The sequence below is a fragment of the Nocardia sp. NBC_01329 genome, from assembly GCF_035956715.1.
Taxonomy (GTDB): Bacteria; Actinomycetota; Actinomycetes; order Mycobacteriales; family Mycobacteriaceae; genus Nocardia.
Window position 1 is genome coordinate 1,780,263 of record NZ_CP108381.1, and the last position, 26,738, is coordinate 1,807,000.

General features: G+C 65.9%; 27 protein-coding genes and 2 riboswitches. Of the genes, 11 read left to right on the forward strand and 16 right to left on the reverse strand.

Annotated features, from left to right (window positions below):
• The first annotated feature begins 164 nt into the window (after positions 1-164).
• The 6 genes from OG405_RS08320 (at position 165) to OG405_RS08345 (ending at position 4,926) form a co-directional block, all read left to right on the forward strand.
• On the forward strand, positions 165-1,292 hold the full coding sequence (locus OG405_RS08320) for a radical SAM protein (protein ID WP_327151035.1): 1,128 nt from the start codon (positions 165-167) through the stop codon (positions 1,290-1,292).
• A 21-nt stretch (positions 1,293-1,313) separates the two neighbouring features.
• A complete protein-coding gene (locus OG405_RS08325) occupies positions 1,314-2,531 on the forward strand; it encodes a cytochrome P450 (protein ID WP_327151036.1) in 1,218 nt (405 codons plus the stop codon).
• A gap of 176 nt (positions 2,532-2,707) precedes the next feature.
• Complete coding sequence (locus OG405_RS08330) at positions 2,708-3,184, forward strand: hypothetical protein (RefSeq protein WP_327151037.1); 477 nt, start codon at positions 2,708-2,710, stop codon at positions 3,182-3,184.
• 74 nt (positions 3,185-3,258) lie between these two features.
• Entirely contained in the window at positions 3,259-3,621 is a 363-nt protein-coding gene (locus OG405_RS08335; RefSeq protein WP_327151038.1) for a nuclear transport factor 2 family protein, read from the forward strand.
• 279 nt (positions 3,622-3,900) lie between these two features.
• Positions 3,901-4,128: a hypothetical protein gene (locus OG405_RS08340; RefSeq protein WP_327151039.1), complete on the forward strand. Its 228-nt coding sequence runs from the start codon at positions 3,901-3,903 to the stop codon at positions 4,126-4,128.
• A gap of 297 nt (positions 4,129-4,425) precedes the next feature.
• Positions 4,426-4,926 carry a hypothetical protein gene (locus tag OG405_RS08345; protein ID WP_327151040.1) on the forward strand — a complete coding sequence of 167 codons (501 nt, stop codon included), beginning with the start codon at positions 4,426-4,428 and terminating at the stop codon, positions 4,924-4,926.
• A gap of 78 nt (positions 4,927-5,004) precedes the next feature.
• Here OG405_RS08345 and OG405_RS08350 read toward each other — a convergent pair whose 3' ends face one another.
• The 8 genes from OG405_RS08350 to OG405_RS08385 all read right to left on the reverse strand — a co-directional run bounded on the left by OG405_RS08350 (position 5,005) and on the right by OG405_RS08385 (position 12,210).
• A complete protein-coding gene (locus tag OG405_RS08350) occupies positions 5,005-5,520 on the reverse strand; it encodes a hypothetical protein (RefSeq protein WP_327151041.1) in 516 nt (171 codons plus the stop codon).
• Between the two features lie 65 nt (positions 5,521-5,585).
• Positions 5,586-6,869, reverse strand: a complete 1,284-nt coding sequence (locus OG405_RS08355) for an MFS transporter (RefSeq protein ID WP_327151042.1) — start codon at positions 6,867-6,869, stop codon at positions 5,586-5,588.
• Positions 6,869-7,993 carry a PLP-dependent cysteine synthase family protein gene (locus tag OG405_RS08360; RefSeq protein WP_327151043.1) on the reverse strand — a complete coding sequence of 375 codons (1,125 nt, stop codon included), beginning with the start codon at positions 7,991-7,993 and terminating at the stop codon, positions 6,869-6,871. Before OG405_RS08360 ends, OG405_RS08355 begins: the two co-directional genes overlap by 1 nt.
• Positions 7,994-8,094: 101 nt before the next feature.
• Complete coding sequence (locus OG405_RS08365) at positions 8,095-8,511, reverse strand: hypothetical protein (RefSeq protein WP_327151044.1); 417 nt, start codon at positions 8,509-8,511, stop codon at positions 8,095-8,097.
• A gap of 380 nt (positions 8,512-8,891) precedes the next feature.
• Positions 8,892-9,098, reverse strand: coding sequence for a heavy-metal-associated domain-containing protein (locus tag OG405_RS08370; protein ID WP_327151045.1), 207 nt, complete (start codon positions 9,096-9,098; stop codon positions 8,892-8,894).
• A 159-nt stretch (positions 9,099-9,257) separates the two neighbouring features.
• Positions 9,258-10,103 carry an ABC transporter ATP-binding protein gene (locus OG405_RS08375; RefSeq protein WP_327151046.1) on the reverse strand — a complete coding sequence of 282 codons (846 nt, stop codon included), beginning with the start codon at positions 10,101-10,103 and terminating at the stop codon, positions 9,258-9,260.
• Positions 10,100-11,065, reverse strand: a complete 966-nt coding sequence (locus OG405_RS08380) for a FecCD family ABC transporter permease (protein WP_327151047.1) — start codon at positions 11,063-11,065, stop codon at positions 10,100-10,102. The genes OG405_RS08375 and OG405_RS08380 overlap by 4 nt, the downstream gene beginning before the upstream one ends.
• Positions 11,066-11,202: 137 nt before the next feature.
• Positions 11,203-12,210 carry an iron chelate uptake ABC transporter family permease subunit gene (locus OG405_RS08385; protein WP_327151048.1) on the reverse strand — a complete coding sequence of 336 codons (1,008 nt, stop codon included), beginning with the start codon at positions 12,208-12,210 and terminating at the stop codon, positions 11,203-11,205.
• A 47-nt stretch (positions 12,211-12,257) separates the two neighbouring features.
• On the opposite strand from OG405_RS08385, the gene OG405_RS08390 reads away from it, so the two are divergent.
• The 3 genes from OG405_RS08390 (at position 12,258) to OG405_RS08400 (ending at position 15,045) form a co-directional block, all read left to right on the forward strand.
• Positions 12,258-13,271: an ABC transporter substrate-binding protein gene (locus OG405_RS08390; protein ID WP_327151049.1), complete on the forward strand. Its 1,014-nt coding sequence runs from the start codon at positions 12,258-12,260 to the stop codon at positions 13,269-13,271.
• Positions 13,272-13,376: 105 nt separating this feature from the next.
• Positions 13,377-14,318 carry a siderophore-interacting protein gene (locus OG405_RS08395; RefSeq protein WP_327151050.1) on the forward strand — a complete coding sequence of 314 codons (942 nt, stop codon included), beginning with the start codon at positions 13,377-13,379 and terminating at the stop codon, positions 14,316-14,318.
• 274 nt (positions 14,319-14,592) lie between these two features.
• Positions 14,593-15,045, forward strand: a complete 453-nt coding sequence (locus OG405_RS08400) for a DinB family protein (protein ID WP_442790738.1) — start codon at positions 14,593-14,595, stop codon at positions 15,043-15,045.
• A gap of 79 nt (positions 15,046-15,124) precedes the next feature.
• Here the strand turns inward: OG405_RS08400 and OG405_RS08405 are convergent, their stop codons facing one another.
• From OG405_RS08405 to OG405_RS08425, 5 genes are all read right to left on the reverse strand, one after another.
• Complete coding sequence (locus OG405_RS08405; RefSeq protein WP_327151052.1) at positions 15,125-16,021, reverse strand: alpha/beta hydrolase; 897 nt, start codon at positions 16,019-16,021, stop codon at positions 15,125-15,127.
• Positions 16,022-16,097: 76 nt separating this feature from the next.
• Positions 16,098-16,703 carry a TetR/AcrR family transcriptional regulator gene (locus OG405_RS08410; RefSeq protein WP_327151053.1) on the reverse strand — a complete coding sequence of 202 codons (606 nt, stop codon included), beginning with the start codon at positions 16,701-16,703 and terminating at the stop codon, positions 16,098-16,100.
• A gap of 56 nt (positions 16,704-16,759) precedes the next feature.
• The gene (locus OG405_RS08415) at positions 16,760-18,004 is read right to left on the reverse strand and encodes a cytochrome P450 (RefSeq protein WP_327151054.1); all 1,245 of its coding nucleotides are present in this window, start codon (positions 18,002-18,004) and stop codon (positions 16,760-16,762) included.
• A 694-nt stretch (positions 18,005-18,698) separates the two neighbouring features.
• Complete coding sequence (locus tag OG405_RS08420) at positions 18,699-19,340, reverse strand: 3-oxoacid CoA-transferase subunit B (RefSeq protein WP_327151055.1); 642 nt, start codon at positions 19,338-19,340, stop codon at positions 18,699-18,701.
• Positions 19,337-20,092 (reverse strand): CoA transferase subunit A, encoded by a 756-nt coding sequence (locus OG405_RS08425; RefSeq protein ID WP_327151056.1) that lies wholly within the window; start codon positions 20,090-20,092, stop codon positions 19,337-19,339. Before OG405_RS08425 ends, OG405_RS08420 begins: the two co-directional genes overlap by 4 nt.
• Positions 20,093-20,252: 160 nt before the next feature.
• Between OG405_RS08425 and OG405_RS08430 the strand changes: the two genes are divergently transcribed.
• On the forward strand, positions 20,253-21,128 hold the full coding sequence (locus OG405_RS08430) for an IclR family transcriptional regulator (protein WP_442790679.1): 876 nt from the start codon (positions 20,253-20,255) through the stop codon (positions 21,126-21,128).
• Between the two features lie 106 nt (positions 21,129-21,234).
• Here the strand turns inward: OG405_RS08430 and OG405_RS08435 are convergent, their stop codons facing one another.
• From OG405_RS08435 to OG405_RS08445, 3 genes are read right to left on the reverse strand one after another with little or no spacing between them, the layout of a single operon-like run.
• The gene (locus OG405_RS08435) at positions 21,235-22,245 is read right to left on the reverse strand and encodes an ABC transporter substrate-binding protein (RefSeq protein ID WP_327151057.1); all 1,011 of its coding nucleotides are present in this window, start codon (positions 22,243-22,245) and stop codon (positions 21,235-21,237) included.
• Entirely contained in the window at positions 22,246-23,016 is a 771-nt protein-coding gene (locus tag OG405_RS08440) for an ABC transporter ATP-binding protein (RefSeq protein ID WP_327151058.1), read from the reverse strand.
• Positions 23,016-24,068: a FecCD family ABC transporter permease gene (locus OG405_RS08445; protein ID WP_327151059.1), complete on the reverse strand. Its 1,053-nt coding sequence runs from the start codon at positions 24,066-24,068 to the stop codon at positions 23,016-23,018. Before OG405_RS08445 ends, OG405_RS08440 begins: the two co-directional genes overlap by 1 nt.
• A gap of 107 nt (positions 24,069-24,175) precedes the next feature.
• Positions 24,176-24,390, reverse strand: a riboswitch (cobalamin riboswitch).
• Between the two features lie 269 nt (positions 24,391-24,659).
• A riboswitch (cobalamin riboswitch) is annotated at positions 24,660-24,895 on the forward strand.
• Between the two features lie 187 nt (positions 24,896-25,082).
• Between OG405_RS08445 and OG405_RS08450 the strand changes: the two genes are divergently transcribed.
• Positions 25,083-26,507, forward strand: a complete 1,425-nt coding sequence (locus OG405_RS08450) for a short-chain fatty acyl-CoA regulator family protein (RefSeq protein WP_327151060.1) — start codon at positions 25,083-25,085, stop codon at positions 26,505-26,507.
• Positions 26,508-26,738 lie beyond the last annotated feature (231 nt).

Sequence of the window (26,738 nt, forward strand, 5' to 3'; positions counted from 1 at the left end):
GAGGCCAATACCATACGACCGCTCCGTATCCGCATTCTCACCCATCATCTGCCGATCCGATGATTCGGCAGGGCATCGGCGAGCACGTCAGTTTCTGGCATGCTCCACTCGCCGGTGACATCTAGCAACGCGCAACCTTGCCGTATCGCACCGAGGAGGATGTCGTGGCTCAGCCTGTTTTCCTGGACGTCAGGCCAAGTAAGGAACGCATTTTAACCCGAGCAGTCGAACTCGCGCAAGAGGATCCGGCGTTGGCCGAACGGTTGATGCGCGTGAACGACGTCGCCCGAGGTATTCGAACGGTGGAGGTCTGGGTTACCGACGCGTGTAATCTGCGGTGCAAGGGGTGCTGGTTCTTCGAACACGATATGGACAAGCAGAGCATCGAGATTCGTGATCTGGGCACGATCCGTGCGTTCGCCGAAGACCTGCGCGATTCCAAGAAGATCACCAGCACGCTGCTGATCGGCGGTGAGCCTGCGTTGGTCCTGGATCGAGTCCGTGTGTTCGCGGAGACGATTCGCAATGTCACGGTGGTGACGAACGGGACCCGGCCGATTCCGTACGACGGTCTGGAAGATCTCGCCATCGCGGTGTCCCTGTGGGGCGGCGGCCCGGTCGACGACGAGTTGCGTGGTCACGGGCCCAACGGCCGGCGGATCAGCGGGTTGTTCGGCAGAGCGCTACGCACCTATGCGGGCGACCCGCGGGCCACCTGGGTCTACACCCTCAGCGAGGCCGGGATGCCGTACCTCGAACGGACCGTCGAGGCCATCGCCGACAACGGCAACCAGATCAACTTCGGCTACTACAGCGACAACGGCACCGATCCCACCGCGCGGCTACGCAATGAAGAGCAGGTGCTCCAGGAAATGATCCGAATGCGCGAAACCTATCCCGATACCGTTCTCGGGCATCCCTATTACTTCCGCACACTGGTCACCGGCCGCACGCATTGGGGCACCTTCGGCGCGGAGACATGCCCCAGCATCAGCAACGATCACCCGGCGCACGCCCAGCGCCTGACCGAGGGGCATCCGATCGTCGGCCGCTTCAACGCGTACCGGACCGATCACAGTGTCCAGTACTGCGCCACCACCGGAGACTGCGACAACTGCCGGGACAGTCAAGCTGTGTGGAGCTGGTTGCTGGTCAATATGCATCGTTTCCTGGGCGATCGCGACCAGCTGGACACCTGGGTGACGTTGGCCGAGAACTTCTACCGCCAGTACTACTGGTCCAGCTACCATCCCGCTCGACAGGCCCCCGCCGAATCGGCTGTCGGCGCCTAGCGACAACCGACCATGACAACAATGTCTCTGGAGAAGGCGCGGCTCTTCTCGGATGTCCTTCGTGGTGACCCGGGCGCCCGGATCCTCTGGGCGCGGCCGGGGGCCGACCGGCATCGGCAATACGAGAAGGTCCGCGCTCGCGGGGCCCTGGCCACCAGCCGCCGCGGCCTGCTGTTCACCGCCTCCCATGCCCTCAGCCACCAGGTGCTCACCAGCAGCGACTTCGGCCCGGCGCCCATCGGTGCGTCGGCCCGCCGGCGTAACGCGACCGGCGACACCACTCTCGTACATCCGGTCGACGACTCCTTTCTGAAGCTGGAACCACCCCGGCATACGGAGCTACGCTCTCTCGTCGCTCCCACATTCCACCGGCGCGAACTCGCCGATCTCGGGCCCCGGATCGAGAAGATCGTCGAACACCGCCTGAACGAGCTTCCACGCGGTCAGGTCACCGATTTGATCACCAACTATGCCGAAGCCGTGCCCATGGCGATGATCTCTCATATTCTCGGCCTACCGGATACGGAGGCGCCGCGTTTCGCTGCCTGGGGAAATGTGCTCGCCTCGCTGCTGGACGGCGCCAGAACAGCGCAGGAACGGCAGCGTTCCCGTGCTCTCGTCACGGAGATGACGGCGTATTTCAGGGATCGCCTGAACCACGTCGACCAGGAGAAAACCGGGCTCATCGCCGGTTTGGCGCGGCAATGCCCGGCACGGTCGACCCCGCGCGAGGCAATCGCCACCTGCGGCATGCTGCTGGTCGGCGGTTTCGGCACCACCACCCACCTCCTCGGGAACACCCTGCACACACTGCTGCGGCGACCCCACCTCCGGCCGGCCGACGGCGATTACACGGCGGTGATCGAAGAATCCCTGCGCTACGACACCCCCGTCCAGTACGTCGTCCGGGTCGCCAAGACCGATACTCGGCTCGCCGGTCGGGCCATCACCGCGGGTACGCCGATAGTGCTTCTGCTTGCCGCCGCGAATCGTGATCCGGAGATTTTCACCGAACCACATCTATTCGACCCCCGACGCCGGGAACCTCATCGCCACCTCACCTTCGGTGCCGGGATCCACTTCTGTATCGGCGCCGCGCTGGCCCGCGCGGAGGCGGCCATCGCCGTCCAACGCTTCTTCGAAAGGTATCCGGACGCCCACATCGCGGGAAAGCCCGATCTCCTGCATTCCCGCGCGCTTCACGGTTTGCGCCGACTGCCTGTCGTCCTCGGGACCTGAGTCGAGGGGGTGGGAAGAGGCCCGGTCCGCACTGTGGCTGCCGCGGCAAGTATTTGGATGAGCGCCCCGCACTGTGACGAACCTGGTCGAGGATCCGACGTTGTGGGAGCCCGTTCTCGGTGTACTCAACGATTTACCAGCACGATCCGTCGAGGAAGCCAGTGGATAATTGCCGCATGGACCCATCAGACGGCCACACCACCGAACTCGTTCTGAGCATCGAAGAGTGCGACGCCGTCCGGGCAGCCCTCACCGAGGTAACCCGGCCCGGAGACGGAGAACAAGCCCCCTCCCTCAACTATCTTCTCGCAAGGTGGAGGGGGCTGGTGAATGAAGCGGAGGAGGCATATCCGTGGTGCGCGTCGGAGTTCAGCAACGATCTCTATTGCCGGGACATGCTCGGGGAAGTCTGGCCGCTGTTGCCTCCACGTGCCCGCCGGATTGTGCAACCGGACCTCGATCGCATCGACGAGCGCTATCGACGCGCGACGGTCCCTTGGCCCGGCCGCCCCGAGGACGGGGCTCAATGGTGGCAATGGCGTGTTCCCCGACGCATTGAGATCGAGGCCTCAGAGCAACGAGATCCGGACTGGCCGATGGGATGGGCAATGATGCCGTTCCCCCGGCCCACTTCCGTGGAGGTCGTCACCTAGCCTCGGTATGAGGCTGATCAGCGAAACGCGAGGGCCGGACCGGCACTCAGCTGGCATCTGGCATGCTGAGTGCCATGGAGAATGACTTGCGGGAGGCTGAGCGGCGACTCCAGGCTGCGCAGCTGGCCGGGGACGTCCAGGCGCTGGATGAGTTGCTCGACGACCGGCTGATCTTCACCCTCGGCTCGGACACGTTCACCAAGGCGGATGATCTCGAGCTGCACCGCACTGGGGCTCAGATCATGAGCAGGCTCGAGGAAGAACAGCTGAAGGTACTGGTGGAAGGGACGACCGGGGTCACTTGGTTCCTCGGCGTCGTCGAGGGCAGCGTTCATGGGTCACCATTCGCAGCCAGGATGCGCTATACCCGTGCCTGGGCGCACGACGATTCGCGTGGCTGGCGGGTCGTTGCCGCTCATGCCTCGGCGGTCGAGTAGTTCGAAGAGTTCGCCCACGTTGACCGGGGTCGTCCGAACCGCGCCGGGAAGTCGTCGCCCGAACCTATCTGCTGGCCGGGAATCTCCTCGGTCTCGCCGAGGGAACCACCTGACAGTGCTGCGTTCGGCAAGGGGCACCTCGGCAAACGGGCAGCTGCGGCCGGGGTCTTGTGTCAGGCGCCCGGTAACCGGATCTCGGTGTTCGGTTCCGCAGCCTCTGTCCTGAGTGTGGGGCCGCCGGGGTTGCTTCCTACCCGCTCGGTCGATGCGGCACGGGTGATGACGGACAAGCCGGGGGGCTTCGGTACCGGGGCCGGTATCGATCTCGATCCTGCGTGCCGCCCAGCACCGCACTCGTGGCCACCCTGGCCCGGGACCGGTGCCGATCGGGCCCGGATGGCGGTAGCGGTGGACGCCCGCCAATGCGGCGGGCGGGGCTGCCGAGATGTCGACGCGGACTCCTGCGGTATCGCTGAGTTCGGCCCGCTGTCCGATATCGCCGCGTGATCGAAATGGGGCGCAAGCAACGGTCGAGTCTCGCATAGCGAACATTTCCGGAGGCCCATTGGCGGTGGATCCGTGACCGTCTAACCTCCCGAATGGGAAACGCTGAGTCGCCTTGAAACCGCCAGGGCAGGCCAGTCCGCGATGCCGTAGCGCATATCTACCCGATGTGAGTGCCCTATGAAACCAACTGCCGCCTCCTCCTCGTTGTCCTCTGCTTCTCCCGCGTTGCTGTCGAGGTCACCCGGTGACCAGCTGATATTCCGGACCCGATGTCGCGGGGAGGTTGTAGTTCTCTCCGTGCGTGGACAGGCCGACGCGTTCACCCTTCAGCTGTGGCGGCAACAGGTACGGCACGCCGCCGAGGCGACCGCGGGCGCAGGCTTGATCATCGACGCGACCCGGTTGGATTTCCTGTCGCTTCGTACATTGGCGGCCTTGGCCGACGACGCGCACCATTACCGACGCGATGGCCTCGAGGTGTGCCTGGTCACCTCGGACCTGCGAATCGGTCACCTCGCCGCCCGCGATCCGCGTACCGCGCAGCTGCAAGTGCGTTCGACCGTGGTCAGCGCAATGACGGCTATCCAGCTGAACCGTCGGGCGACATCGGCCACCGGGCGCCGCCGTGCCGACCGGACACCACAGATCGCCCCCGACGGGCCGAGGACCCTACCGAACGGACGCCCGCACTACCGGGCCGGGCAAACCGTGGCCTTTCGTGGCGGGCGCCCCGACACCGCGACTCCATCGGTGCCGGGCAGGCACCGGAGGGCGAGGACCGACGACGGTACTGGGTGACCATGGTCGGGCCCGATCTGTTCGAGCAGGATTTCCGCAGGTCCGCCGGGCTAGCGGCCTCGGCCGGCGGGTCTGCGACTAGCTATCGCGGGTGGGCCGTCCGGCCTCTACCCACTTGCGGTGTCGTTTCACTGTGCGGTCGAAGATCCAGGAGATCTCTTTTCCGGTACGCCGGGAGAGCGCGAGTTCGCTCATATGTGTGGGGTCGTGGAAAGCCGTCCACATCGGGGAGTCGATGACACACAGGGGGTCCGGCCGCTCGGGTGGGCTCGGCGGCAGGAGCGCCCAGATTCCCTCCAACGCCCGACGAAAAGTCTCGCCGACGAAGTAGACGAATCGCGCACCGACTTCGAGGTTCTCCTCGGAGACCATATCGTCGAAGTTCGGGTACCGGCTGAGCATTTCGTGCTCTGCTATGACGAGCCCTTCGCGGGTCCAGAGGTGGCCGTCGAGTCCGGGGACATCGATTTCGACGAACTCGGTCTCGATGGCGTGCTGGTGCATGTCCACCCACGCCCGGAAGTGTTCGTCGTTTTGAATTTGCTGGTATTCCAGCGTGTCCCGAACCGCTTCGGGTTCACCTGTCGAGGGCATCGGCTCTCCATTTCCTTTTGGTGCAAGCCTATTTCATGGCCGATTCCGCCCGAAAGTCGCCGACATCAAGACCTGGACCGATCGCGCGGCGGCGTTCCTGTCACCTGTTCGCCGCGAGCGCTCTGTTGCTCAGGTTGCGATCGGTCGAGCCGGTGCAGTGCGAACGCCGACAATGCTCCGATGAGGCCGAGCCCGGCCCATACCACCTGATCCGCGCCGGCCGACCGGGCGGCACCGACGACGGCGCCGGTAGCGAGATTTCCGGCCAGGATGCCGATGCCGACGATCGTGTTGTAGAAGCCGTAGTGGGTGGCCACCAGCTTTCCGTCCGCGAGTGAGACGACGGTGTCCATCTCGAAGGGAAACACCGCGGCGGTGCCGATCGCGAGTAGCGCCGTGGCGGCCAGCAGCGCGACGACCGCGGCGGCGACGCCGAATCGGCCGGGGCCGGGTACGGCCAGAAGTGGCAGGAATGCCGTGGCGAGGATCGCCATTCCCACCGCGAGGCTGCGTCCGGTTCCCCAGCGGGCCCTGAACCATCCGGTGATTCGTAGTTGTCCGGCTACGGCGACGACACCGGAGACCACGAACAGCGCCGAGACCAGCACCTGTGCGTGTGCACCTGCGAGGTACTCGGCGTGCAGGGGCAGGGCCAGATACACCTGGAACGAGAGCACATACGAGCCGATCATCGTCAGTGAGAACCAGAGGAACCGGCGGTTGGCCGCCACGGCGCGCCAGTCCTGCAGCACCGAGGTGTGTTCGGCGGCCTGCTGTTCGCGGTGGGCCGGGAGCGCCAGCAGCTGTGCGACGGTCAAGGCCGCGAAAACGACGGCCGCGGCCGCGGCGGTCACACGGAAGTCGAGAAACATCAACGCCAGGCCGACCAGCGGCCCGGCGAGGATTCCGGCTTGGTAGAAGATGTTGAACACAGCGAACGCTTCGATGCGGCGTTCGCCGGTGTCGGCGGCGAGGTAGGCGCGTACGGCCGGGTTGAACAGTGCGCCGGCGAATCCTGTCGCGGCGGAGGCGATCAGTAGCCCCGGGAGTGAGGTGGCGAATATCAAGAGGGCGAAGCCGCCGGTGCGCAGCAGGCAGCCGGCGACGATGAGCGGTTTGTAGCCGAGCCGGTCGGCGAGTGTGCCGCCGATCAGGAACATGCCCTGCTGGGAGAAGTTTCGGACGCCGAGCACCAATCCGACTGCCCAGGCCGCCAGTCCGAGCGGGCCCGCGAGGTAGCCGGCCAGATACGGCATCAGCATGTAGAACCCGAGGTTGATGCCGAACTGGTTGATCATCAGCAGCCGGGCGGCGAGATCGAAGCTGCGGAAGCTCCTCAGTGCGGTCATCACGCTCCTTCTCCTGCCCGGTCGGTGTCGCGCGGGTCGATGATGGTGGTGCAGCGGGTCCATGAGTGCACCACTCGTTGTGCCGGATGCGCGATGGTGTCCGGTTCGATCGGTGGGCCGGAGTCGAGCAGGCCGTGCGTGCGGCAGTACTCGTCGTTGTAGACGGTGTCGAAATAGCGTTGTGGCCCGTCGGGGAACACCGCCGCGATCCGGGTGTCGGCCGGGAGAGTGCGCGCGGCCCACCCGGCGACCAGCGCCACGGCTCCTACGCTCCATCCGCCGGTCGCGTAATGGGTGCCGGCCAGCGCGCGACACGCCCAGACCGCTTCGGCCGGTGCCACCCAATGCACTTCGTGGAAGGCCGGGTAGTCGACGTTACGGGGGAAAATGCTGGAGCCGAGCCCGCGCATCACCCGGGGGCCGGCGGGTTGGCCGAAGATCGTGGAGGCGACCGTGTCCACGCCGATCAGCAACAAGTCGGGGTTGAACCGGCGCAGGACGCGTGCCACACCGGCGGAGTGCCCGCCGGTGCCGACTGCGCACACCAGCACATCTACCCCGCCCAGCTGTTGCATGAGCTCCAGTCCGAGGGACTCGTATCCGTCGATATTGTCGGGGTTGCTGTACTGGTCGGGGCACCATGCCCCGGGCTCGGCCGCCGAGAGTTCGATGACACGGTCGCGGCGGGCCTGTTGCCAGCCGCCGGTGGGGTGGGGCTCGCCGACCGGTTCGACGCGGGCGCCGTACGAGGTGAGCATGCGTTCCACGATCGGTTCGAGTCCCGGATCGGTCACCACGGTGACCGGATGGTGGTGCACGGCGCCCGCCAGCGCCAATCCCAGTCCGAGAGTGCCGCTGGTGGATTCGATGATGCGAGCCCCCGGCATCAGGTCGCCGCGCTGTATTGCGCACCGGACCATGTGCAGTGCGGGGCGGTCCTTCATCCCGCCGGGGTTGAAGCCCTCCAGTTTCGCCCAGAATCCGCGGCCGGGGGGCGCCAGCGGCGCACCGATCCACAGCACGGGGGTATTGCCGACCAGCGAACTCGATTCCCGCACCGGGGCGGGCGGGGCGAGCACAGCCGCAGAGGTCTCGGCGGGAGTGCCGGACACGACGTTGTTCATGATTGTCGCTTTCTGTATCCGAACCGCCACAGCGGGCGGTGAAGCGGTGAGCAGGCAGCGAACACCGGCCGAAGCGCATGCCTCGGCCTGGCGCTGACCTGTCAGCGTCGGGAGATACAGAAATTCGTGAGTATGGCTCGCCCGCTCGATACGGGTAGGTCCGCGACCGGGGGGCCGCGGCTTCTGAGGGCGCCGGCGAGTACCAGAGCGATTGCGCCCACGGTGGCTGTTCCGAGGAATGCCGTCCACAGCAACGACAAAAAGGTAGCGACACCGGAGGGCAGTACCGACTTCTCGAGGCAGTGGATCATGTGCTGATCACAGTGCCCGTCGGGATGACCGCTCATTCCGTGCAGGTGCGGGGTGTGCGAGCTACCGAAGGCCAGTTCGGCGACCGCGCGGGCAGGGTGGGTGTGCTGGTCTGCTCGGTGCAGGGCGCAGTCGAGGATCGGAGCAATGAGAAGTACCGCCATCAGCAGTATCGCCGATGTGCGCCGCAGACGAGCGGAAACGTTCACAGCGGACCACTCGGATCCGAGTAACGGTGGGGGTCGTGTGGTGACACGGCGATTGTCGGAGAGGGTGCGCCGGCGTCGAGACGTCGAACATTGTCTGCGCGTTCGCACTGGACATCGGTACCGTCGAACAGTCCGGTCACCTGCGCCACCTCCTTCTACTCATCCAATTGTTCTCGCGCTGAGGCCCTCTCGGTGAACCGACACCGCACCGGTCGCGAAACAACCTACTCGCCCCATCCTCCGCCATCCTGTGCAGAGGCTCATCGATGGCGCCAACCATGGGAAGGATTCAACGGATATTCGGCGCCTCATCGGTGCGCCGGGCCCAACCGGCCGGCGCACCGATGACCGAGGCCCGCGGCCCGGTAGGGGCCCGATGCTCAGGCGACTACTCGGTAGCCGGCGGCTTCGACGGCGTTCTCGACGGCTTCGAGGTCGACCGTTTCATCGGCTTCGACGGTGACGCGGCCGGTAGCCGGGTCGGCGTCGACCCCGGTGACACCCTCGACGGCGCCGATTTGCGTCCGGACCTTGGAAGCGCAACCGCCGCAAGTCATTCCGGCGACGGTGATGATCGAGGTGCTCATATTCTTTTCCTGTCGATCGAGTGAGGCCCGCGGGTTCATCCGGAACGGTGATCGCCGGCCGCGGGGTCCGGCATCTCAATCAATACATTACCCCCGTTGGGTATGCAAGGAGGCGGCTGTTCTCCGCGGATCCCGCCTCACGAGCATGGAACCCGGACGCTATCCGGCCTCGGCCGCACGACTCAGCGAGGAGATCATCGACACATCGGGCCGGGGTAACGCGTCCGGGACCACGATGACTGCGCCGGTGACCTCATCGTTGATCAAACGGCACGCTATCCCGAAGACCTCCGTCACCAGCTCCGGAGTCAGGACCGTTCGAGGTGCGCCCTCGGCGACGATGCTCCCGTCCTTCATGACGACCAGATGGTCGGCGTAGCGGGCGGCCTGTTGCAGATCGTGCAGCACCGCCACGACGGTGCGGCCCTGTGTCGACACCAACTCGCGTACGAGTTGCAGCAGCGAGTACTGGTGGGAGATGTCGAGAAAAGTCGTCGGCTCGTCGAGTAGCGCGATATCGGTCTGCTGGGCGAGCACCATCGCCACCCAGACACGCTGACGTTGTCCGCCGGAGAGCTCCTCGACGAGCCGGTCGGCGAACTCGTCCATCCCGGTGGCGGCCAGCGCGCCGTTGACCGCGTTTTCGTCGGCGCGGCTCCATTGCCGGAGCAAACCCTGGTGCGGGTAGCGTCCGCGGGCCACGAGATCGCGTACCGAGATACCGTTCGGCGCGATGGCGCTCTGCGGCAGCAATGCCACCTGCGTGGCGATATCCCTCGCCGATCGACGGCGTATATCGCGGCCGTCCAGTTCGACCTGTCCTTCGGCAGGGATCAGCAGTTTGATCAGTGTGCGGAGCAGCGTCGACTTACCGCAACCGTTCGGGCCCACGATCGCAGTGAACAGACCCCGCCGTACCGCGAAGTCCAGACCCGGGATGATCGCCTTCTTCTCCAACTCCACCCGCAAACCGGTGGCGACGAGGCGGGGGAGTTCCATGGTCATCGGCGAGCCTCCTGGGCCAGTAATGTGACGAGGTAGATGCCGCCGATCGTGACGGTGACGACGCCGACGGGCAATTGGGTCGGTGCGAAAAGGCGTTGGGCGGCCAGATCGGCGACTACCAGGATCAACGCGCCGGTGGCGGCTATGGGCGCCAACGACATCCGCGAACCGCGGGTCAGTGCACGGGCGATATGGGGTGCGGCCAACGCGACAAAGGAAATCGGGCCGGCCAGCGCCGTCGAACACGCGGTCAGGCCGACACCGGCCATCATCAGCCACAACTGTGTTGCCCGGAGCGGAAGCCCGAGACCCTGGGCGGCTTCGTCGCCCATATCGAACAGATCCAGTCGTCTGGCCGAGAGTCCAGCGGCGGCGATGAGCACCAGCAGCGCGAGAACGCCCGGCACGACCTGCGGCCACCGCAGCCCGTTCAGAGTTCCGGCGCCCCAGGTCGCGGCCGCCATCGAAGTTTCGAGTTCGGCGCTGCGGATCAGCCAGCGGTTCGCTGCCGTCAGCGCGGCGCTGATTCCGAGACCGACGACCACCATGCGTAATCCAGTCGATCCGGATCGGAGGCAGAGCAGATAGACGGCCGCCGCCGCGACTGTCCCGCCTGCTATCGCACCGGCCGCGGTCGCAGCGAAACTGCCTGCTCCGGCGAATATGACGACGAGAACACCGGTATAGGCCCCGGTGTTGAACCCGATCACATCGGGCGAGCCGAGCGGGTTTCGGGTCAGCGACTGGAAGATCGCGCCCGCCACACCGAGCGCTGCCCCGATGACGATTGCCGCGAGCACGCGGGGTAGCCGCCATTGCAGCACCACGGTCGCGGGGAAACCGTCTTGGTTTCCGGTGAACACGCCGAAGGCCTCGGACGGCGCCACTCCGGCGCCACGCACCACCAGTGAGGTCACGGCGACGATCAGTATCGCTACTACGAGAATCGCGGTGACCAGCACAGTTCGGTTATGGATACGCAGGCTCGAGCGCCCCGGTCGCAGGACCGTATAGGCCGGGCGGTGGCCTCGCGGCCGCGTCATCGACTCGGGTGCGGGTGTGCGCGGTGCTGTGCGGTCGGCTGGGTGTCGTCGTGCGCTCACAGCTCGATCACCTTCCGTCGCCGGGCCAGCGCGATGAGGAACGGTGCACCGACGAATGCGACGACGATTCCCGCGGCCAGTTCCCCGGGGACGATGACCCGGCCGAGGATATCGGCCATGAGTAGTATCACGGCGCCGAGCACAGCGGAATACACCACTATCCAGCGATAGTCCGGACCGCACATCCGGCGGGCCAGATGCGGAACCATCAGGCCCAGGAAAACGATGACGCCCGCGGTCGCGGCAACCGACCCGGCCAGCAGTGTCGTGGCGAGGACCGCCATGATCCGCGTAGTTCGTGCCCGCGTGCCCAGGGATGCGGCGACCTCGTCGCCCATCGCGAGGGCGTTGAGCCGCCGGCCGGTGAACAATCCGAGCACGACGCCGGCGAGAACGAAAACGCTGATCGCGGTGACGGGCTGGAGAGACCCGACAGCGATCGAACCGACGTTCCAGGTGCGCAATCGGTCGAATGCCTGCGGGTTCACCAGAGCCAGTCCCTGCCCGATACCTTCCAGGACGGCGGAGAGCGCGACACCGGCCAGGATCAGCCGGACCGGGTCGAAGTTTCTGCCGCGGCCGATCAGGAGTACCGCGACCGCGGCGACCACGGCTCCGGCGAAGGCGAACCAGATGTAGCCCATGACCGTCTCGATCCGGAAAACACCGACCGCGAGGACCACGCTGAAAGCGGCTCCGGCATTGATGCCGAGTAGTCCCGGGTCGGCCAGTGGGTTGCGGGTCAGCCCCTGGACCAGCGCGCCCGCCACACCCATGGCGACACCCGCGACCAGACCGAGTGCGGTGCGTGGGATGCGGCCGTCCCACACCACGCTGTGGTCGGGATCGGCCGGATCCGGGGTGAGTAACGCGTGCAGGACGACGTCGGGCGCGACCGGACGCGCCCCGGTCATCAAGGACAGCACCGCGACGAACGCCAGGAGCGCGACGAGCACCACCAGCCAGGCCGTGCGCTGTCGAGTGCTGTCTGTTCGTAGGCGCATGTGGTTACGTTAACCCGGGCGAGTTAGCGTAGGCTAATCTCAGCAGTATGGTTCCATTCCGCCGCTCCACCCGGGCGTTCTGCCTCGCCGTCGCCGCTGCCGCAGCCTTGCTGACCAGCTGCTCGTTCCCCGGCGACGCGGCCACCGATACCGCACAGGTCGCCGACGACAACTGGCGTTTCGGCACCGCCGACGAGGCGACAGCGAAACTCGGTTCGGACGCCGCGCCCGGCGAGTTCCCGCGCAATGTCACCCATGCCATGGGCACCACGGAGATCCCGGTCGAACCGCAAAGGGTGGTCGTGCTGGACACCGGTGAGCTGGACGCTGTGCTCTCTCTCGGCATCACGCCTGTCGGTATGGTCACCACCCTGGGCGCGGCACCTGTCCCGACATACCTGGCCGACCGGGTCGAGGGAATCGAGACCGTCGGCACGATCCAAGAGGTCAATCTCGAGGCCATCGCCGAGCTGCGGCCCGATCTGATCCTCGGCAGCCGGAACAGGGTCGAGAAGTTGTACCCCCAGCTCGCCGAAATCGCCCCGACGGTACTGTCCATCCGCCCGGGTTACCCGTGGAAGGAGAACTTCCTGCTGGTGGGTGAGGCGCTCGGGATGGAGAACGAGACATCCGCTGCCCTCAATTCCTACGCCGACGCGATCGATCGGCTGAAGTCCTCGGTCCAGGGCGACCCGACCATCTCGGTAGTGCGTTTCATGCCCGACCGGCTGCGCCTGTACGCGAACAAATCACTGCTCGGTGTGATTCTCCAGGATGCGGGCCTCGCCCGTCCCGAGAAGCAGAACATCGACGATCTGGCCGTCGAGATCTCTCCCGAGAACATATCGGATGCCGACGGGTCCGTTGTCTTCTACAGCTCCTACGGCGCACCGGATACCACCGGGGAGAACGCCGTTGTGCACGGCGCGGGTTGGAAGGCGCTGTCCGCGGTCGAGGACGGTAAGGCGTTCCGCGTCAACGACGACATCTGGTTTCTCGGCCTCGGCCCCACGGGTGCCGCACTGATCGTCGATGACCTCGAAAAGCATCTCGCCGGATAATCCGCCGATGCGTCGATTCCGGGCCGAGCTGCCGGCCGCACCCCGCTGTCGCGGACCCGTAGGCGAGTCTCGCGGAGTCGAGGTGCCGGCGGGGAAGCACCTGCCATGAGCCGGCTCTCGCGACCACGGCCGACGCATGCCGAACGCCCCTGCGAGGTAGCGGTGTGGGAATCGATCAAGGCCGGGATCAGGCAGCGGTCGCGCGATAATCGGCTCCTGTCGATGCGGTTGACGATCGCCGAGGTAGGCGAGCTGTCCCCCGGGTTCGTCCGCGTGGTGTTGACAGGTACCGCTCTCGCCGAGTACGTCGACCCCTGGCCGGCCGACGCGTTCAAACTCGTGCTGCCGCCGGAAACGGGTGCGTCGGTGGATGCTCCGGTCCGCGCCGGATCAGGCATTCCGGAACGGTCCGGCGGCGGTGGGCAACCGATCCGCCGCGCGTTCACGGTGCGCCGATTCGATTCCGCGACCCACCGATTGGTCATGGATATGGCCCGCCACGACGAGGGCGCGGGTATGGAATGGCTCGCGGCCGCGCGGCCCGGCGATACGGTGTCGTTGTCGGGGATGCGGCCGGAGTGGGCGGTCACCGACGGAGTGCGTGACCATGTGCTGATCGGCGATCACACCGCCGTACCGGCGATCGCGGCGATCATCGAGAGTCTGGGACCGGAGGATTCGGTGTCGGCGTATGTAGCTGTATCCACTCCGGGTGATCTCGAACTGATCCCGCCACATCCGAACCTGGCCCTCCATCGGCTCGAGGGGATCGACGATATCGTCGCCCACACCCCGGAGCCGGTGACGGCGGGTCGGCGGGCGCAGGTGTGGGTCGCGGCGGAAGCCGGGCACGTGCGTCTGGCCCGGACCCACATCACCGGCAACTGGGGCACGAAAGGTGCGGATCTGCTTGCCCGAGCATATTGGAGACTCGGAACAACCGGTACCGACAGCGATTCGACGAGCCTGACCGAATACAAGAAGGCCGTCGCGCGCGGCGCCGATCTCTACGACCCGGAACTCGCCGAGGCGATCGATCTCGGCTGATCTGTCGAGCCACCGGCCGACGGATGGCATCGCCGAGTGAGGCGAACTCCGCCGGAGTCCGGCCGGCGGTCGTGGAGATCGAAAATCTGTGGCAGACTGCCGGTCTCTGGACATGTCGTCCGTCTCCCCGATTTCGATCGCTGTATCGCCACCTGTGTCATTCATCCCGGCCGGTGACGTCGGTTCCGGCCTTCGGGCCTGGCAACAACTGGAGTGAAAGCCCTTGACTATCGAACGAATAACCGATGGCACCGAGCGAGCCATCATCGAGAACATGCTGGACCGCAACCGCGAAGCGCTCGTCGCGAGCGTACGCGGCCTATCCGAGGTCGATGCCCGCCGGCGACTGGTCGCGTCGCTGACGACACCGATCTCGTTGATCAAGCACGCCGCCGCTGCGGAACGGATCTGGTTCCAACGGTTCTGGGCGGGACTCGACGAGTCCGCGTGTGACGGCTACTCCCGCCGAGATGAGGGCACGTTCGCTGTGGGCGACAACGAGTCGTTGGCCGACGTGATCGCCGAGTTCGAGCAGGCCGGTCGACACTCACGCACGATCGCTTCCCGCTTCGATCTCGACGACACCAGAGACGACCCGCGCGAAGGAACAGTGAGTATGCGATGGACTCTGCTCGCCATGATCGAAGAATTCGCCCGGCACGCAGGTCACGGCGATATCCTGCGCGAACAGATCGATCAGCCGATACACCGGCTACCGAACCCGTGAACCATCGAGATCACCGCAACGGGCGGTCAGGGCACACCGCGACGCTGTTGTTCGCCGCCGACCACCCGATGCGTGGTGGTTATCGCCGGTCGGCCAGTTTCGCCAGTAAGAAGTCACGGCCGGCCGACGATGCCTGGTCGAATCGGTCGCCGTACACCGAGAAGTGGCCACCCGGGACCAGCGTGAGCTGTTTGGGCTCCAGCGCCTCGGCGTAGCTCTGTAGCGCGATATCACTGGGTGTGAGGGTGTCGCCTTCGGCGATCACCATCAACAGGGGAGTCGGGGAAACGCGGCGTAAGAACGCTTCCGGTGCATAGCCTTGGAGTTTGTCCACGCTGGAGATCGTGACCTCGTTTCGCCAGGTGGGCACCTGCGGGCCGTTGGCCATCAGCCATTCGTAGACTTCGGGGCCCGGCATCGCGACCAGTTCGGTGGGGTCGTCGGAGGCGGCTCTGATCGTCTGATGCGGTTCGCCCGCGGCGCGGGCCAGCCGATCCGCGGCGATCGCCTGGTGCACGGTCGGCAGCATGATCGAGGGCACGAGGCGGCCGAAGGTCGCCCAACCGCTGGTCAGCGGGACCTGGGAGACGACGGCCCGGACGCGACGGTCGGTGGCCGCGACGACCAGGACATGAGCTCCCGCGTAACTGGTTCCCCAGATGCCGATCCGGTCGCTGTCGATCCCGTCGAGCGTCTGTGCGTAGGTCACCGCATCGCGGTAACCCTCGATCTGCGCGGCCGGGTCGACCTCGAAGCGTGGTTCGCCGTCGGAAGTGCCGAATTTGGGATGGTCGTAGACCAGGCAGGCGAGTCCGGCAGCGCTGAAGACTTCGGCGAAGGGTGCGACCCATTCCTTGACGCCGGCGAATCCGTGCGTCATCACCACCAGCGGTACGGGGTCTGCGCTACCTTCCGGCCGGTACAGCCACCCACGTAGGGTGACTCCGTCGCTGAGGAATTCCACATCTTCCCGCATGGACCACACCTTTCATTACGTTGCGTCCTGTAATGAAAGGTAGCGGGCAGATCTTGTGACGTCAACCACAGGCTCATCAGTGCTCGGTCAGGCCCACGGCATCGAGTGCGGATCGCACTGTGCACTGTACGAATTCTTCGTCGATGGGTCCGAGCGTGGGTACCAGGGCCCGCATCAGCATCGGCCCGGTGATGAGGTCGCACAGCCACTCGGGATCGACTCCGGGAGCGATCTCGCCCCGGGCGACCGCGCGTTCGAAGATGGCCGCCGTGGACACCCGGCGAGGTCGCAGGAACTGCTCGTTGAACCGGCGCGCGACCTCCGGTGCGCGACCGAGCTCCTCCAGTAAACCGGGCAGCGCCCGGCGCAGCACCGGGTCGTTGAAGAGTTCACGCTGATGCCGCTGGATCGCCAGCAGTTCCGCCTCGATCCCGCCTAGATCCTCGGCGCCGGGTTGCAGCCCGTATCTGTCGATCAGTACCGAGACGACGAGATCGGCGCGGTCGGTGTACCGGCGATACAGGGCGGGCCTGCTCGTGCCCGCCGCGTCTGCGACAGCCTGCAGGGAGAGCGCGCCGTAGCCCCGCTCGGTGAGCAGATTCGCGGCGGCCTCCAGCAACGCGGCATCTACTCGGCCGTCGCGCGGACGGCCGGTGCGAGGAACTGCGGAGATATCCGACATGTGTTCACCGTACCCAGGCCGACCTCCAGCGCCCGGTATCGAAGCGCGAAGAGAAGCTACCGGATGGCGATGCCCTGGATCGGCGGACTACTGGGGAAGATGACCGGTAGGGCGACCAGCGACCGATGAAACGGGCCCGGCCGCCACCGCAATTCTTCTCGCGGTACCGCCAATTCGATTTCTGGAAGCGCGTCGAGCAACTGATCGATGGCATCCTGAACGATCAGCATCGCCATCGGTCGCGCCGGGCAGGCGTGCGGGCCCACCCCGAATGCCAGATGCGACCGATTGTCGGTGATATTTCCGGATCGGACGGCCGGATCGTTGTTACAGGCGGCCATGCTGATCAGTACCGGCTGATGAGCGGGTAGCCACACATCGTCGACCAGAATCGGCCGACGCGGATACCTGATGCAATAGTTCGCCAACGGAGGGTTGGTGAACAGCACTTCGTCGAGAGCATCGCGGGTCGACAGGCTACCGCCGAGCACATTTCCCGCGAATCGCTCATCGGTCAGCATGAGCAGCAAGGTATTGACGATCAGATTCTGTGGCGGCTCGATGCCGGCCGCGTACAGCAATGCCAGATGACACACCATCTCCTCGTCATCCAGACCCGCCGGATGCGCCACCAACCGGCTGGTGACATCCTCGGTCGGTTCGGCGCGCTTCATCCGGGTGAGTTCGTCCAGAGCGCCGAGGATCATCCGGTTGCCGTCCGCCGCTTCGACGGTATCGAACACGGCCGCCATACCCGTCGCCGCGCGACGGCCGATATCGGCGGTGCAGCCGAGGATCGCATTCAGGGTGGCGAAAACGAGGGGCAGCGCGTACTGACCGACCACATCGCAATGGCCGTCCGCGCAGAACGAGTTGATCAGCGGTGTCGCGAGCTGCTCGACCGTATCGTGCAGGCGATGCAGATCGACACGGCCGAGTGCTTCTGCGGTGGCGGACCGATACCGCGTGTGGTCACTGCCGCCGCTGTGCAGGGGATTGGGGTACCACTCCATCATCGGGCGGATCGGGCAGTCGGCGGGCACAGTCTGCTCCCAGACCCGCGGATCGGAGGAGAAGCGGTCCGGGTCGTTGAGGATCCGCAATGCGGTGTGGTAGCCGATGACCAAGGTCGCGGGAACTCCGGGCGCCAGCTCCACCGGGGCCAGCGAACCGAACCGGCGGAGCATCTCGCGATGCGTCCGATACGGATCCGCCGCGTATTCCTCGGTGTACAGGGAAATGCGGGGTCCGCCGAGATCCGGCGGCATCGCGGCCGATCGTGGATTGCTTTCGATATTCATCGCATACCCGATCCTGTAGTGTCACGCGCGGACCATTTGCCACCCGGGGCCGATGTCACACTATCCGGAATCCAGCGAGTAGCGCGCTGGATAGCGCTGCAATGCAGCAACCTTCGACGGCCGTCCACGGAGACTGTGTACGGCTGCCGACGTCCGCAGACAAGACCAATTCACCAAATTCGGAGCGCCGCTGCCCGCGGCTCTCCCGAACGCGCACAACAGTTCATCTGGATCGCTCGATTTCGGATACCGGGTGAGAACCCGGCCCACAGCGCGTCCATCAGCTCGGCGATAGCACCCGCCTCCGGCCATGACTTCCACCCCGCGCACCGCAGATGGTCGTACACGATCTCGATATCGGGCCGGTCCATTTCACCGGTATGGCACAGCTGCAGGATGCGCGGTGTGAAGACCGCAGTTCCTCGGCCGACCCCGCCCCGTTCATCGCAACGGTCGCGTACTGCCGGTATCGTCGACACCCAACAGGTTCCGGGGTTTGCTCAGCAGCACCTCGATCTCGTCGGGGGGCAGGCAGCGACCGGCCGAGGTCGTGCCGATCTCGCGTTGTCGATCGACATCCTGCCCGGTCGAGGGCCGGTCCCGATTTCTGTCACTCGTTCGGTGAAGAGCTCGGCGACAGCGACCCTCGACCACTGTGCGGACAGAGCCGGTAAAGGCTGCCCCTACGCGGTGTCTAGGTCGCGAGGGCTACCTCGACCTCGGTGCCGGTCGCCGCGAGGACCCGATCGACGCTGACTTCGGGTGCGGTTTCGCGCAATATCACCAGGCCGCCTTCGATGTCGAGGACCGCGATATCGGTGATCACGCGCTGGACTACACCTCGACCGGTGAGGGGCAGCGTGCAGGAGTCGACGATCTTGGGGGAGCCGTCCCGGGCGGTGTGTTCCATCAGCACGATCACCCGGCGGGCGCCGTGCACGAGGTCCATCGCTCCGCCCATACCCTTGACCATTTTGCCGGGCACCATCCAGTTCGCGAGATCCCCTAGCCGCGAGACCTGCATACCGCCCAGCACTGCGGTGCCGATGTGGCCGCCGCGAATCATCGCGAACGACAACGCCGAATCGAAGTAGGCCGCACCTGGATCGACCGTGACGGTTTCCTTGCCGGCATTGATCAGATCCGGATCGACTGCGTCGTCGGCCGGGTACGGGCCCGTACCGAGGATGCCGTTCTCGCTGTGCAACACCACGCGCACACCGTCGGGTAGATGGTTCGGGATCAATGTCGGCAAACCGATTCCCAGATTGACGTATTCGCCCGGCGACAGTTCCCGAGCCGCGCGTGCCGCCATATCGTTGCGTGACCAGCTCATGCCGCCGCCTCCTGGCGCACTGTGCGCTTCTCGATCCGCTTGTCCTGCGCCCCTGTGTGCACCACCCGCTGTACGAACACGCCCGGCAGTTGTACGTGCGCCGGGTCGAGCTCGCCCGGTTCGACCAGATTCTCGACTTGCGCGATCGTCACTCGACCGGCCATTGCCGCGAGCGGGTTGAAGTTCAGCGCGGATTTCTCGAACACCAGATTGCCTTCGGTGTCGCCGGTGACGGCGTGGACGAGGGCGAAATCGGCGACGATCCCGGTTTCGAGCACATAGCGACGGCCGCCGAACTCGCGGACCTCCTTCGGCGGTGACGCCGCCACGACCGATCCGTCCGGCGCATAACGCCAGGGCAGCCCACCGTCGCTGATCGGCGTCCCGACGCCCGCCGGGGTGTAGAACGCGGGGATACCCGCTCCGCCGGCCCGCAGGCGCTCGGCGAGCGTGCCCTGCGGCGTCAGCTCGACCTCGAGCTCACCGGCGAGATACTGGCGCGCGAACTCCTTGTTCTCCCCGACGTAGGACGCCGTCACCCGAGTGATCCGGCCGGCCGACAACAAGATTCCCAGTCCGTAGTCGTCGACACCGCAATTGTTCGAGAACACCTCGAGCCCCGACGCCTCACCTTCGGCGATCGCCGCGATCAGGGCATCGGGGATGCCGCACAACCCGAAACCGCCGACCGCGAGCGTCGCACCAGACGAGATATCGGCGACAGCCGAGGCGGCGGATTCGTATACCGTCACAGTATGACCCCTGTCCGTTTGCTGGATGGACGATTCGTATTCTGATGATGATGAAATAATGTCGATGTCAGAGACGCAATAGTGCGGATGGAGTTGCTCGGACGATGAACAAGCAGACGAGTGGTGTCCACTCAATGGACGCTGTCGCCGACAGTGGCCGATGAGAGCGGTGGTGGAGTCGACCGGTTTGGTGGCCAAGGTCGCCGCCTTGCTCCGGGAAGTCGGAGGGATGGGACCCTCGGGCGGCGCGACCAGCGATCTCGCGCGAGCCGCCGGTATACCCCGGCCGACCGCGCACCGTCTGCTCGGATCCCTTGCGGAGGAAGGCCTCGTCGACCGTGATCCGCGCAGCGGGCGCTGGTTCCTCGGCCCGGAGCTGTACCTGCTCGGATCGGTGGCGGCGAGCAGATACGACATCACCGGCTATGCCCAGGACGTACTGGACGAGTTGGCGCGATCCACGGGTGAGAGCGCGTTCTTGTCGGCTCGCCGCGGCGATGAAACCGTCTGCCTGCTCGAGCGCGAGGGCAGCTTCCCGCTGCGTTCGCATGTGCTACGGGAAGGGCGCCGGTTTCCGCTGGGGGTCGCCTCGGCCGGGCTGGCGATACTCAGCCATCTCACTCCCGCGGAGGTCGACGCGTTCTTTTGCCGAACAGAACTCGGGCCCTGGGGTCCCGGGCATCGAGCAGACGCGATCCGTGAGCGGATCGCGGTAACTCGGCAGAACGGGTACGCGCTGAATCCGGGCCTGATCGTCGAGGGCAGCTGGGGTGTCGGCGCCGCGGTATTCGACCGGGCCGGTCAGCCTGCGTGGGCCTTGAGCCTCACCGGCGTCGAATCACGCTTCGACGGCACTCGCTTGCCGGAATTGGGGACCCGCCTGGTCGAGTCCGCGTATCAGCTCTCGAAACGACTCGAAGGGAAAGCGGGATCGCCCTCGACCGCCCCGGATACGGCGACAGCGACCCATTCGACGAGGAAGAGAACACCTTCGTCCGGCAAGCCGAGCTCCTCGACGGCGCCATCGGACAATTGATCGGCACCTGTGAAGTCACTACGGGTGTCGTCGTGGTCGGATGCTGCATCGAGGGCCGGAAGACTCGCGGCAGGGGCCGGCCTCACGGCAGCGGCGTTCGTCGTGGTCAGTAGCCGCTGGAGCGGAGGAAATCGGCGACTGTGACGACAGCCTGTGGGTTGCGTGGGCTTTCGACCAGTGCGGCGTAGGGCAACGCGATGATGTTGTTCTCGCGGACAGCGGTCGTACCGGCCATCAGTGGTTGTGCGCGCAAATGGTCGATCTTCGCCTGCACCGAGTTCTCCGGGCCGGCGCCGTAGTCGACGATCACGATCGCCTGTGGATCCCGCTGTGCCGCGGCTTCCCATGAGGTCGTGGTCCACGAGTCGTTGAGATCGTCGAAGATATTGGTGCCACCGGCCTCACGGATGATTTGTGACGGCGCGGCGGTACGGCCCGAGGTGAACGGTTCCGGTGTCGCGCTGTCGAACAGAAAAACGCGGGCCGGTTCCTGTCCGGCAGGTGCGCCGTCCGCGGCTGCGGCGACCTGGTCACGGTATCGGGAGATAAGTTCGTCCGCCTCGTCGCGCACGTCGAATATCTCGCCGAGGTTGGTCAGGTCCGTATACAGGGCGTCGAGCGGTTCCATCACCCCGCGGCGCTTCGTTCCGGGTTGCCGGCAGGCCTCGGTCAACTGATAGGGCACCGCGCCGATCGAGCGCACCCAGTCCGGGGTGAGACCCGTGGACTCCTTGAACCCGTAGTTCCAGCCGGCGAAGACGAAATCGGGGGCCGCGGCCTGGACGACTTCGCGGGTGAAGGCGTCACCGAGTGTCGGTACGCGTTCGAAGTCGCCCTTCCACGGAGAAGTGGCGATATCGCGTTCTTTACCGGGGTGGCTGGCGTAGCCCACCAGCCGGTCGGCCAGGCCGAGGGCCAGCATCATCTCGGTGATCCCGGTGTCGTTGGTGACAACCCGCTCGGGAATACCGTCGATGGTGAGCGGAGCGTCACAGTTGGTCACCGTCACCGACGCGCCGACCGCGCCCTTCGGCGCCTCCTGCACGTCGGCGCCGCACGCTGTCGTGACAATCGCGCACCCGACAGCGACGGCCGTGATCAGCCGGGATGGTCTCATCTATCGTTCCTTCTGATCGAAGATGATCTGCGGGACGCCCAGCCGGGGATGGCTGACGATATGGCCGCCGATCGAGAACCAACGGGTGATCACCTCTGCGGTGATCACCTCATCCGGGGGGCCCGAACAAACGAGCCGGCCCCTGTACAGGACGAAGATCCGGTCGCAATGCTGGGCGGCCAGGTTGAGGTCGTGCAGCGCCGCGACCACAGTGATGCCCAGACCTCGCGCCGCGGACAGCACGCTGTACTGGTGATGGACGTCGAGGTGATTGGTCGGCTCGTCCAGGACCAGAACTCGCGGCTGCTGGGCGAGCGCCCGCGCGATCAGAACCCGTTGGCGCTCACCGCCGGACAGAGTCAGGAATCCGCGCGCCGCGAGATGACCGATATCGGCCGTGGCCATCGCCGCGGAGCAGATCTCCCGATCGTGTCGCTGCGTCCCGCGCAGCAGCGCGGTATGCGGCAGACGCCCGGTGGCGACGACCTCGGCGGCGGTGAAGTCGAACGGGGTGTTCGTATCCTGGGTCAGCGCCGCTACCTGACGGGCGTTCTCCCGCATACTGATCGTCGAGACATCCCTATCGTCGACCAGGATTCGTCCCGCTGTCGGTGACAGTGCCCGGTAGAGGCAGCGCAGCAGGGTGGACTTACCGCTGCCGTTCGGGCCCACAATGCCGATGAACTGCCCCGGCGCGGCGGCCAGGGTCACCGCCTCGACAACCGTCGTGCCGTCGAACTCGACGGTGACATCCTCGTAGTCGACCCGCATCAGCCGTGCTCCACCAGTGCGCCGCGACGGCGCATCAACAGCACGAATACGGGAACGCCCACCGCTGCGGTGATCGCGCCCAGCGGTAATTCCTGCGGTGGGATGAGCGTGCGCGCCAACAGGTCCGCGGTCACCAGGAACACCGCGCCCAGCAGCGGTGTCACGATGGTGAGGCGCCGGTGGTCGGCGCCCACCAGCAGTCTGGCGATATGGGGAACCACCAGTCCGACGAAGCCGATCGCCCCGCATACCGCGACGAAACAGCCTGTCATCGCGGCGGAGACCACGAACAGGGACAGCCGGAACCTGGCAGCGTTCATCCCCAGTGCGGCGCCGACCTCGTCTCCCATCGACAGCGCGTTGAGGTGTCGCGCGTACACGGCGATCACCACCAGTCCGATCACGGTGACCGCGGCGACGAGGGGCACCATCTGCCAGGTGGCCCCCGCCAGGCTTCCGAGCAGCCAGAACATCACTGAACGGGCGGCATCGCCGTGCGGGGCCATGAACACCAGCACCGTCGTCGCGGCGGAGAACCCGTAGCCGATGGCGGTACCGGTGAGCACCAGTCGCAGCGGTACCAGCCCGGCGGCCGAGCGCGCCATCAGATAGACCAGCACAGTCGCGCCCAGCGCCCCGGCGAAGGCCGCCGTCGACAATGCGTAGATCCCCAACGCGCCGAAGGCCCCGAAGAGTACGACTGCGGTGGCGCCCACCGACGCACCGGAGGAGATACCGAGGACATAAGGGTCGGCGAGAGCGTTACGAACCATCGCCTGCACCAGCAACCCGACTCCGCCGAGACCGCCCCCGACCAGAGCCGCCAGCAACACGCGAGGCAGACGCGAATCGACGACGATCCGATAGTCGGCGATATCGCCGGCGACCACCGTCGCGCCGGTGAGTTCGGCCCATAGGAACCAGACCGTGTCACGCCAGGGAATGTGCGCCGCACCCAGCGCCAATGCCAGCACGGAGACCAACGCGAGCGCCGCGATCAAACCGGCGGCGAGCACGGCGACCGCCGGTCGGCGCCTCTCGACAGTTCTCATCGATCCAGCTCTACCCGCACTGTCTCGAAACAGATGTGCGCAGAGGAGAGCGCCTTACGACCCATATCTCGTCAACCGCTCCCTCGGAGTCGACCGAAGACCGCGCCGTCGGCGCGACCACGCGGGCAGGTCTTCGGACTCGTGGACATGACGCTGGAAGGCGTCGCCTACTGGCGGTCGCTTCCCGGGCCGGGCGCCCAGTGCTGATGACCGCGGTCGTTTCCACATACCGCTGCGGGGCAGCTCCGGATTCTCACCGGATTCCCTCTTGCGAGCCGCCCGTCCGGGGACGAGCGGCAACCAGCGCCTGGTCACACTAGCATTCGAGCCCACGAGGGAGGCCGGTGTTCTCGATCACCGGCCTCGGTCGTGCGACTCATCGAGAACACCTCGCTGCTTCGAGGCAGGGCCGGGTAAGCGGTGTCGGACTCTGCGGCGGCACCGGATGCCGGTGAGCTCCGGTAGCTTCCGGGCGCCGACCCGGTCCTGGCGCGTTGTGGCGCTGCGGCCCTGTTGGGTCGGTGTTTCGCAGCAGGGATATTCTGGCGAGCGCAGCTGGTTCGTCTTGCGCTTCAGTGATGGCGCGAGATGTCGAAGCCTTCCACTCGAGGTCGGGTGATTTCGAGCGGATGGTGAGAGGGAATCCGGTGGGAATCCGGAACTGTCCCGCAGCGGTGAGTGGGAGCGACCGCCGTCACATGCACTGGGTTGTGTCCTGGGAAGCGATGGCGTGGTAGTACCAGCTCGGGGAGTGTTTCCGATCCCGAGTCGACCGATCGAGGTCGGTGCCCATGAGTCCGAAGACCTGCCGGTTGTGCCGGACACGACGTGTCCGGCGGTCGTCGCCTCGTGGATCGGGCGGTACGCCGATTTCCCGCATGCGGGTTGCGGCTCAGGTCCGTGCTGATGCTTCGAGGTCACCGGCCATCGCCGGCCTCCGCACGGCCGGTGCGGACAGGACGGTTGCGGTTTCGCGTGGGCGAGCGAGTGCCGATCTCGGAAAGGAACCTGGCTGTGGAGAAGATGTATGCCGGTGGCCGACTTCGTGCCTTGCGTGAGCAGCGGAGCCTGTCGCAATCCGGTCTGGCCAAGGCGCTCGGGTTGTCGCTGAGCTATGTCAATCAGCTGGAGAACGATCAGCGCCCGCTAACGGTGCCGGTGCTGATGCGTCTGACATCGACATTCGACTTGGAGGTGGGGTTCTTCGCGCCGGAGACCGATGCTCGGTTGCTGGCAGATCTGCATGAGGTGTTCACCGAGGACCCCGAATCTGCTTCGGTGAGCGGCAGCGAGCTGGATGATTTGCTTTCGCGAGTGCCGTCGGCGGCGCGGTTGCTGATCAGGCAGCACCGGCGTCTGCGCGCGGCCAACGGGCAGCTCGAGCAGTTCACTGCTGGGCTCGACGGTCCGATGCCGGATCTGCGCACCGCGATGCCGTATGAAGATGTCCGCGACTATTTCTACGACCGGCGCAACCATATCCCCGCACTCGACGCCGCCGCCGAGGATCTCTTCGCCGCGAGCGGGTTGAGTATCGGCGGTCTGGATCTGCAGCTGGCGCGACTACTGCGCGACGAGCACGGGGTGGGGGTGCGAATCCGGTCGGAGGATCCGGTGCGGCCCGGGCCCAAGAGGATCTACGATCCGGGAGCGCGCAGGCTCACGCTCGCGCGGCGCCTCACCGCCGGGCAGCGCGCGTTTCAGTTGGCGACTCAGTTGGCGTTCCTCAGTCAGGCCGAGGTGATCGAGGCTCTGCTCGCCGAGACCGAGGCGCTGCCGGCGGAGTCGCGGCGGCTGCTGCGTATCGGGCTGGCCAATTACTTCGCGGGCGCGCTCGTTCTGCCGTACGGGCTGTTTCTCGGCGCGGCGGAGGCGTTGCGTTACGACATCGACTTGCTCGCCGCGCAATTCGAGGTAGGTTTCGAAACAGTGTGTCATCGTCTGTCGACGCTGCAGCGGCGCGGGCAGCGCGGTGTGCCGTTCTTCTTCGTCCGTACAGATCGTGCGGGCAATATCTCGAAACGGCAGTCCGCCACTGCTTTCCATTTCTCCCGTACGGGTGGCAGTTGTCCGCTGTGGGTGGTGCACGATGCTTTCGCCACTCCGGGCCGGATTCGCACGCAGATCGCGGAGATGCCCGACGGACGTACTTATCTGTGGTCGGCGCGCACCACCGGAGAGAGCAATCCCGGATATCTGTCTCCTTCGCGGGATTTCGCTGTCGGTCTCGGATGTGACCTCGCCTTCGCCGATAAACTTGTCTATTCTCACGGCCTTCCGATCCACGATGCGGCCGCGGCTGTTCCTATCGGCGCAGGGTGCCGGGTCTGCGAACGCACCGCGTGCGCGCAGCGCGCCTTCCCCCAGATCGGACGTCCGCTTGCCGCCGATGAGAACCGCCCGGCGAATACCCCGTACGCACCCGCATCGACCGACTGACCGGCGGATACCGGGCGAGCGAGTCAGTGTCTGTCGTCCCCGTGCGATCGCCTCCGTCGGAGAAGGAATCCGGGGTGACATCGAGAACGCGCGTCCGCTCGCGCGCCGATTCCGATACTGTCCCGGCACTGCCTCCACAGATTCCGCAACTTTGCAGGTCAGTCTCCACAAAATTCGCTCTTTGCGACGGATTTCCACAGCTCTGCCGCGTAGGTAGCGTCCGAACCGAGC

Coding starts and splice junctions, on each gene's coding strand:
- OG405_RS08395 (WP_327151050.1), top strand. CDS start 13,377: ATGAGCCGGCTCTCGCGACCACGGCCGACGCATGCCGAACGCCCCTGC.
- OG405_RS08360 (WP_327151043.1), bottom strand. CDS start 7,993: ATGAACAACGTCGTGTCCGGCACTCCCGCCGAGACCTCTGCGGCTGTG.
- OG405_RS08330 (WP_327151037.1), top strand. CDS start 2,708: ATGGACCCATCAGACGGCCACACCACCGAACTCGTTCTGAGCATCGAA.
- OG405_RS08445 (WP_327151059.1), bottom strand. CDS start 24,068: ATGAGAACTGTCGAGAGGCGCCGACCGGCGGTCGCCGTGCTCGCCGCC.
- OG405_RS08370 (WP_327151045.1), bottom strand. CDS start 9,098: ATGAGCACCTCGATCATCACCGTCGCCGGAATGACTTGCGGCGGTTGC.
- OG405_RS08390 (WP_327151049.1), top strand. CDS start 12,258: ATGGTTCCATTCCGCCGCTCCACCCGGGCGTTCTGCCTCGCCGTCGCC.
- OG405_RS08355 (WP_327151042.1), bottom strand. CDS start 6,869: ATGACCGCACTGAGGAGCTTCCGCAGCTTCGATCTCGCCGCCCGGCTG.
- OG405_RS08405 (WP_327151052.1), bottom strand. CDS start 16,021: ATGCGGGAAGATGTGGAATTCCTCAGCGACGGAGTCACCCTACGTGGG.
- OG405_RS08325 (WP_327151036.1), top strand. CDS start 1,314: ATGTCTCTGGAGAAGGCGCGGCTCTTCTCGGATGTCCTTCGTGGTGAC.
- OG405_RS08435 (WP_327151057.1), bottom strand. CDS start 22,245: ATGAGACCATCCCGGCTGATCACGGCCGTCGCTGTCGGGTGCGCGATT.
- OG405_RS08335 (WP_327151038.1), top strand. CDS start 3,259: ATGGAGAATGACTTGCGGGAGGCTGAGCGGCGACTCCAGGCTGCGCAG.
- OG405_RS08375 (WP_327151046.1), bottom strand. CDS start 10,103: ATGACCATGGAACTCCCCCGCCTCGTCGCCACCGGTTTGCGGGTGGAG.
- OG405_RS08415 (WP_327151054.1), bottom strand. CDS start 18,004: ATGAATATCGAAAGCAATCCACGATCGGCCGCGATGCCGCCGGATCTC.
- OG405_RS08350 (WP_327151041.1), bottom strand. CDS start 5,520: ATGCCCTCGACAGGTGAACCCGAAGCGGTTCGGGACACGCTGGAATAC.
- OG405_RS08340 (WP_327151039.1), top strand. CDS start 3,901: ATGACGGACAAGCCGGGGGGCTTCGGTACCGGGGCCGGTATCGATCTC.
- OG405_RS08410 (WP_327151053.1), bottom strand. CDS start 16,703: ATGTCGGATATCTCCGCAGTTCCTCGCACCGGCCGTCCGCGCGACGGC.
- OG405_RS08420 (WP_327151055.1), bottom strand. CDS start 19,340: ATGAGCTGGTCACGCAACGATATGGCGGCACGCGCGGCTCGGGAACTG.
- OG405_RS08430 (WP_442790679.1), top strand. CDS start 20,253: ATGAGAGCGGTGGTGGAGTCGACCGGTTTGGTGGCCAAGGTCGCCGCC.
- OG405_RS08440 (WP_327151058.1), bottom strand. CDS start 23,016: ATGCGGGTCGACTACGAGGATGTCACCGTCGAGTTCGACGGCACGACG.
- OG405_RS08400 (WP_442790738.1), top strand. CDS start 14,593: ATGCTGGACCGCAACCGCGAAGCGCTCGTCGCGAGCGTACGCGGCCTA.
- OG405_RS08385 (WP_327151048.1), bottom strand. CDS start 12,210: ATGCGCCTACGAACAGACAGCACTCGACAGCGCACGGCCTGGCTGGTG.